This window comes from Microcystis sp. M53603_WE2 (assembly GCF_030065435.1).
In genome coordinates, this window is sequence record NZ_JASJFF010001193.1 from 1 (window position 1) to 6,179 (window position 6,179).

5 protein-coding genes and 1 tRNA gene are annotated in these 6,179 nt (G+C 40.4%); 2 read left to right on the forward strand and 4 right to left on the reverse strand.

Annotated elements, in window-relative coordinates; genetic code table 11:
- Positions 1-7 precede the first annotated feature (7 nt).
- Positions 8-79 (reverse strand) — tRNA-Val (locus tag PX481_RS24970).
- A gap of 81 nt (positions 80-160) precedes the next feature.
- On the opposite strand from PX481_RS24970, the gene PX481_RS24975 reads away from it, so the two are divergent.
- Positions 161-697 (forward strand): metal-binding protein, encoded by a 537-nt coding sequence (locus tag PX481_RS24975; protein WP_002762946.1) that lies wholly within the window; start codon positions 161-163, stop codon positions 695-697.
- 225 nt (positions 698-922) lie between these two features.
- On the opposite strand, the gene PX481_RS24980 is transcribed toward PX481_RS24975, so the two are convergent.
- The 3 genes from PX481_RS24980 to PX481_RS24990 form a co-directional block, all read right to left on the reverse strand.
- A complete protein-coding gene (locus tag PX481_RS24980; protein WP_288026094.1) occupies positions 923-2,443 on the reverse strand; it encodes an ArnT family glycosyltransferase in 1,521 nt (506 codons plus the stop codon).
- A 429-nt stretch (positions 2,444-2,872) separates the two neighbouring features.
- Entirely contained in the window at positions 2,873-3,754 is an 882-nt protein-coding gene (locus PX481_RS24985; protein WP_288096634.1) for a glycosyltransferase family 2 protein, read from the reverse strand.
- Positions 3,755-4,005: 251 nt separating this feature from the next.
- Positions 4,006-4,731, reverse strand: coding sequence for a PEP-CTERM sorting domain-containing protein (locus PX481_RS24990; protein ID WP_288096637.1), 726 nt, complete (start codon positions 4,729-4,731; stop codon positions 4,006-4,008).
- Between the two features lie 442 nt (positions 4,732-5,173).
- Here PX481_RS24990 and PX481_RS24995 point away from each other — a divergent pair, with 442 nt between their 5' ends.
- On the forward strand, positions 5,174-6,172 hold the full coding sequence (locus tag PX481_RS24995) for an IS630-like element ISMae24 family transposase (RefSeq protein WP_288025072.1): 999 nt from the start codon (positions 5,174-5,176) through the stop codon (positions 6,170-6,172).
- The last annotated feature ends 7 nt before the right edge of the window (positions 6,173-6,179 follow it).

The following is a 6,179-nucleotide window of genomic DNA, read 5'->3' on the forward strand; positions in this document are numbered from 1 at the left end:
AATAAAATGGGCGTTGTAAGGGTCGAACTTACGGCATCCTGCTTGTAAGGCAGGCGCTCTACCACTGAGCTAAACGCCCGAATCAATTTCGTACTTTCTCAGTATAACATATATTTTCAAAAAAGTATATTATTTTTTTGAGCGAGTTAATTTTTTTCCGATGCCCTCTGGTCGAACTCACGATCGCATTACCCTAATTCTGTTGCCACCGATTGCGGGGGCGAGTTTTTTGGTCAGTGGCAGTGGTAAATTAACCCTGTTACTCTTGGCCAGTTATTTGTTTAGCGGATTCCTGTTTGGACCAGATCTGGACATCCACTCGGTACAATACAAACGTTGGGGTTATCTGCGCTGGTTGTGGCTACCCTATCGTTCTATGATCCGTCATCGCGGTTGGTTATCCCACGGTTTATTGATCGGCACAATTTTTCGGTTATTTTACTTCGGTAGTTTTCTTTTACTAGCGGCGATCATCATCATTCCCATCCTGCAAAGTTTCTGGGGTATAGACTGGGATTGGCGACTGTGGCCGCAGCAAGCGATCGCATTATGGCAACAGTATCCCCGGGTAGCGATCGCTATTTTCCTGGGTTTAGAATTAGGGGCGATGAGTCATAGTTGTAGTGATTGGATCGGATCGGCCTATAAACGTTCTCGAAAAGTGGCTCAAAAACCGGTAAAAAAGAAAAAACGTTAATAGTCCCCGTCCACAATTTCTCATTAGGGTTTGCGGCAAAAAGTTGTTCGTGGGGGCAGGGTGTGGGGTGTAGGGTTTTAGCGATTTTGAGGTGGTCAATTAGCTAATTTTCAGGGAAAAAGTGCCTAAATTTTCCCCCCGATCACTCCCAGGCCCGGAACTTTTTGATTTCAAAAAAGCCTAAAGATATTATCCAACAAGGTTTTTAGATTTATTCAGCAAGCCCTAATTAACCTTACTTTGATATTCTTGCCAAGTTTTCGGACTGATAAAGAGAGTTCCTTTTTCTTGCTGATCGGGAAACTGGATATAATTTTTCTCTAAATAATCCTTGAGTTTTGGTGATTGCAGAAATTCCTTTTCAAATCGATAGAGAAAAACCAAATCGGGCTGTCTTTTTTCAATAACTTCTAGGATAAAATCCCCATCAAGATTCTGATTCATAAATCTCTTTCTGGTGATGACAGCAGTTTCTGGGGGTGTTTTCAAGAAATATTGATACATATAGTGAGGATTGTCGGTTAACAGAAGTTTATCGGAGTTTTTAAATTTTTCAAACACAGCTTCTGCTAAAAGAGGTTTATACCTTTTATTAAATTGAACGTAGGCATTAATTGCAGGATCACGATTGGTGATTATTCTCAAGGTATTAAAGAGAAATTGACCAGACAGGGGGATAAAAATCAGCATTTTGAGAACTAATTCCTGGGTTATTTTTCGATTTTGCCTAAATTCTGCGAGACTATCATTAATTTTAAACTGTTCGACAAATAAGGCAATTATCCAAACGGCAGGAATAATTAAATGGATATAATAATAAGGCCAAATTGGGGCGACTGTGGCGAATCTAAATAGATTAGAACCCAACCAGATCAAGGGCGGTAAAAGTGGTATTATATTGCGAGTAAAAACCATCGCTATAATAGCGATCGCTGTCACGATTAGATAAATTGGTTCGTGCTGTAGGGCGCTTTGTAAGAGAGTCCATAAGGTGAGATTTTCTTGAGTAAAACTAGAGGCAACGCTGACATGAGATTTAATAATATTTTCGTAGGAAAAAGGAAAAATAGTCAGGGAACCCAAGACAAAGACTAAAACGACAGCGACTGACCAAATAACAATATCAATGATTCTTTTAATAAAGCTACTTTGTTGATTGAGAAAAATAATTAAAGCTACAGTTGGGATAATAGTAATGCCTGAAAGTTTAATTTGCAGGGAAAAAACGAAAGCAATGGCACTGAGTAAATACAGTCCATACTTAAGCTTACCCGTGAATTGAACGGCTTTAAAGATGATAAAAATACTTAAGATTGTAAAAAAAAGTGAGGGTAACTCCCGCAACATTGTCGTTGATAGGGTAATATACACTAGACAGGTTGAGAGAATAAATACCGATAAACAAGAAGCTAATATTCCGCAATTAACTCTCAGAATTAGATAAAAAATTCCTAACATAATTGTGGACAAAGAAAGCACCATAAGGCGCGCGGCATGGATAGTAAATCCTGTCACGCTTAACCAACTATTTAGTAAAAGAGATAAACCCGATAAATGATCGTGCCAAACTTGTTCGTAGAGACGATAACCTTGTTTAGTGACGTAGGCAAGTACCAGGGCCACCGCTTCATCAAAATTAAGGATATAGGGATAATGAAGCGGGACTTTCCAGAAAACAATCCCCAGAAAAAAAACAGCAATGGCAATTAATGCCATTAAATCAAAACGATTAGATTTCTTATTCATAACTTTTTCTGGACAAGAATTGCTGCGTATCTTATCACAGATCGAGACATCAGTTAAGTAGCTGGTTATAATTAAATTAAAAATGGATTTTAGGTTCGATCCCCCCTGCCCCCCTTGATAAGGGGGGTGCCGATAGGCGGGGGGATCCCCCCTGCCCCCTAGGGCTGATTCATTCTCCGAATCTAATTCTTTTTTTTGCTACCTTTAATCGCTTATGAGGCAAGCAAAGCACGACGTTTTTAAAAATTTTCAGATATTTATTCCAAGAAATCGACTAAAAACGTTGCCAGATAAGGATTTGAGAGAATGACATTTGAGAGAATGAAACGACCCTACCCCAACCCCCCACCCCCCCTTGCCCCCCCGACATCGGGGGGGGGGAGAGAGGTTTGGCTAATCTAAGAATAAGCGGTTTAAATGCGTCTTAGCTTAACAACAATCGGATGTCACCTCGATCGCTTGTTCCGATTCAATGATAATCTGATCATTAACGGTAAAATTCCCAGTTTTGATTTCTTCAGCTTTCAAAAGAATTAAATACTCATAAAAAGCCTGTAATGTACACCAAGCAAAACCGGCTTTTCCGTCCCGGATTCCCCCTAAAATAAAGTACATATACAACCAACGCAAGAGGGGACGACAGGGTAAACGCAGGGATAAATCTTTTAAAGCGCGTCTTCTGGCCACTTCGTTATCACCAAAGAATAAATCCCACCATTTCACCGCACCATTTTCCAATTGAGAGAGAGTTTCTCTTGCTTCATCGCTAGAATAACGATTGTGTTTTTCTATCCAGCGACTTAAACCTTTACTACAGGTGTAATGGGGATAGGTTTCTTGGAGAAAACCGGTTGCTCCCAGACAAACTTCTCTTTCCGTGTGACCATAATCGGAAAACCAGACCTGTCCTTTTTTCAATAAACGCAATTGATAGCGGGGATACTGGGTACTGTGACGAATCCATGTTCCCATAAACATCACTCTTTCGGCCGCATAATAACCCACATTATCTGGGGATTTTATTACCTGTAAACATTCTCGGAATAACTCCGGGGTCATCCGTTCATCAGCCTCTAAAATATACACCCATTCGTGTTTAGTGGGAATGGAACGTAACATCCAGCTGCGTTGTTCTCCGTGACTTTCAAAAGCGTGTTGGATGACACGGACGGGATAACGTTGGGCAATTTCTACAGTGCGATCGTTACTAAAGGAATCCACCACAATAATATCATTAGACAGTTGTGCCGATTCAATGCAGGCGGCGATATCGATTTCTTCGTTATGGGTAAGGATGTAGATAGAGAACATGGGCGATTTTTATAGGGTGATGGAGGTTGGGGGTTGGGGGTTGGGGTGTTGGGGTAGTGGGGAATTTAGGTGAAATTTCCCCATCTCCCTATTTCCCCATCTCCCTATTTCCCTATCCCCTATCCCCTATTCGCGTTAGAATCAATACTTACAGGGAAAGCTAAAAGCTAGAAAACCAAACAGGGCATCTAACCTTTAGCTATTCTTGTTCAACGTCACAGTTATCAATGTGTGCAAGACATTGGTAACTGTTATTTTTGTTTCTTGAAGCGGGAAACCATTCCTAAACCACCCACTGCCAGAAGTCCGAGGATAGTACCCGGTTCGGGGACTTTGGTACCAAATGGAACTTGAGTGAAGTCGTTAGTGGAAGATTGCAGCAGAGACATGCCACCGTCGCTGACGACCCCATATGTATCGATCACTTTGATGCTTTGAACCATGAAAGGCTTAAGATCCGCCATGTCCACACCGCCGTTTACGGATTCTAGGGTTACAAGCGAAGCACCTGCCAGGGTTTTAATCTCCTTGGTAGCCGTATACGTCCCCCCCATTCCAGATACATCTGTATCGAATGAAACAGCGTCGAAATACATCATCGGCATCATGGTTGTGTCGATATCGACTTGGTAGTGCAATTCACCTTTATCACGACCCATGTCCGCTGGATCGTATTGTACAGTCCAAACACCGCTAGTGAGGATGAATGATAGGTTATCGCCGGCAGCAACATCGGCAACAACGCTGAAATCGGAGAACACTTTGTCGCCTAGCGTAACGGAATCATAGACCATACCGCCAATAGAAAGACCATACCCTGACCCAGTAGCGACAAGCACAGTATCGACCATACCCCGGCCCAATGCATCGAGTGGAACGGTAAAAGTGGCAGCTTGAGCAGGAGCGGCGATAGCGGTGGCGATACCGAGGGTGGCTACACCAGAAAGGATTTTGGTTAATTTGTTGGTTGTCATCATAACTGAATTATGCATCGTTAATTGTGTGTACTATAGCCATCAAAAGAAGTTAAGCAAGCGTTAAGCTCGCTGATAACTTTTTTTGCGACTTGACAGAATTATAGCAAAACTTTTCAAAAAAAACAAGTGTTTTAGAATAGGGTGAGCCCATCTCAAACGCTATTGACCATTGACCAATTTGGTCATCCCCTTGCTGTGTGGGCATTTCAAGCGATACCAGTCAATTAAAACAGTTAGGAAATCTTAACATTTGGTCGATTTTTGCTTAACAATTGAGATGGCAAATTCTCCTCAAATATGCCTGAATCACCCTCTGGGTAAGCAACTCACATAAATCAAGTTCATTTTGTTAAGGATTGTTAAGTAGTCATGCAAAATTAATTACCCAAATAAAAAATTAAGAAGTATAATACATAAAAAAACGAAGCAGCAGGAAAATACAATGAGATTGATTAGAGACCTAAACCCCGAGAGCCAGAAAATGCTAGAGAGAATTTATCGAGCTAGTAAACATCATCAAGTAAGAGAGCGAGCGAAATGTATACTCTTAAGTTTTCAGGGAACCACGATAGAAGAATTGAGCGGAATATTTGGAGTTACGAGAAAGACCATCTATAATTGGTTGACGGCCTGGGAAGATAGAAAACTAATTGGTTTTTATAATCGTCGAGGAAGAGGGAGAAAACCTAAATTGACAGAAGCACAAGGTCAACAAGTTATTGACTGGGTAAAAGAAGAACCGAAAAGCTTAAAAAAAATCCAGATAAAAATTGTAGAAGAATGGAAATTAACCGTAAGCAAAGACACGATAAAAAGACTCATAAAAAAAATCAACATGAGGTGGAAAAGGGTGAGAAGAGGGGTCGCCAAAACCCCTGATGAGTGGGAGCTTGAGGTCAAACTACCTATTTTAGAAGAACTAAAAAAACAGGAAAAAAGAGGAGAGATTGAGATAGGATATTTGGATGAAATGGGATGGGATTCAAAGCCTTGTATTCCTTACGCTTGGCAAGAAGAAAAAACCACGATAAAGTTACCACCAATTGAAGGTAAAAGACTAAATATTTTAGGAATAATGAAACGAGATAATCAATTATTTTATGAGACACAGGTCGGAACGGTTACTAGCGAGATAGTTATTAATTTTCTGGATAAATATTGCCAAAATATACAGAAAAAAACCGTCATAATAATTGACCAAGCTTCCATTCATACCAGCGATGCATTTATGGAGAAACTTGAGGAATGGGAAAAGAAAAACTTGAAAATATTTTGGTTGCCCACTTATTCACCTCATTTAAATTTAATTGAAATATTATGGAGATTTTTAAAATATGAATGGATTGAATTTAGCGCCTATAAAGACCGAAAGAGCCTCCTCGCTTACGTTAAAAAAGTGCTGGACAATTTTGGAGGCGAGTATGTAATTAATTTTGCCTAGGTACTTA

What these genes read in the sequence shown, in the direction of transcription:
- PX481_RS24990 (WP_288096637.1), bottom strand. Translation starts at nt 4,731, where the DNA reads ATGATGACAACCAACAAATTAACCAAAATCCTTTCTGGTGTAGCCACC.
- PX481_RS24975 (WP_002762946.1), top strand. Translation starts at nt 161, where the DNA reads ATGCCCTCTGGTCGAACTCACGATCGCATTACCCTAATTCTGTTGCCA.
- PX481_RS24980 (WP_288026094.1), bottom strand. Translation starts at nt 2,443, where the DNA reads ATGAATAAGAAATCTAATCGTTTTGATTTAATGGCATTAATTGCCATT.
- PX481_RS24985 (WP_288096634.1), bottom strand. Translation starts at nt 3,754, where the DNA reads ATGTTCTCTATCTACATCCTTACCCATAACGAAGAAATCGATATCGCC.
- PX481_RS24995 (WP_288025072.1), top strand. Translation starts at nt 5,174, where the DNA reads ATGAGATTGATTAGAGACCTAAACCCCGAGAGCCAGAAAATGCTAGAG.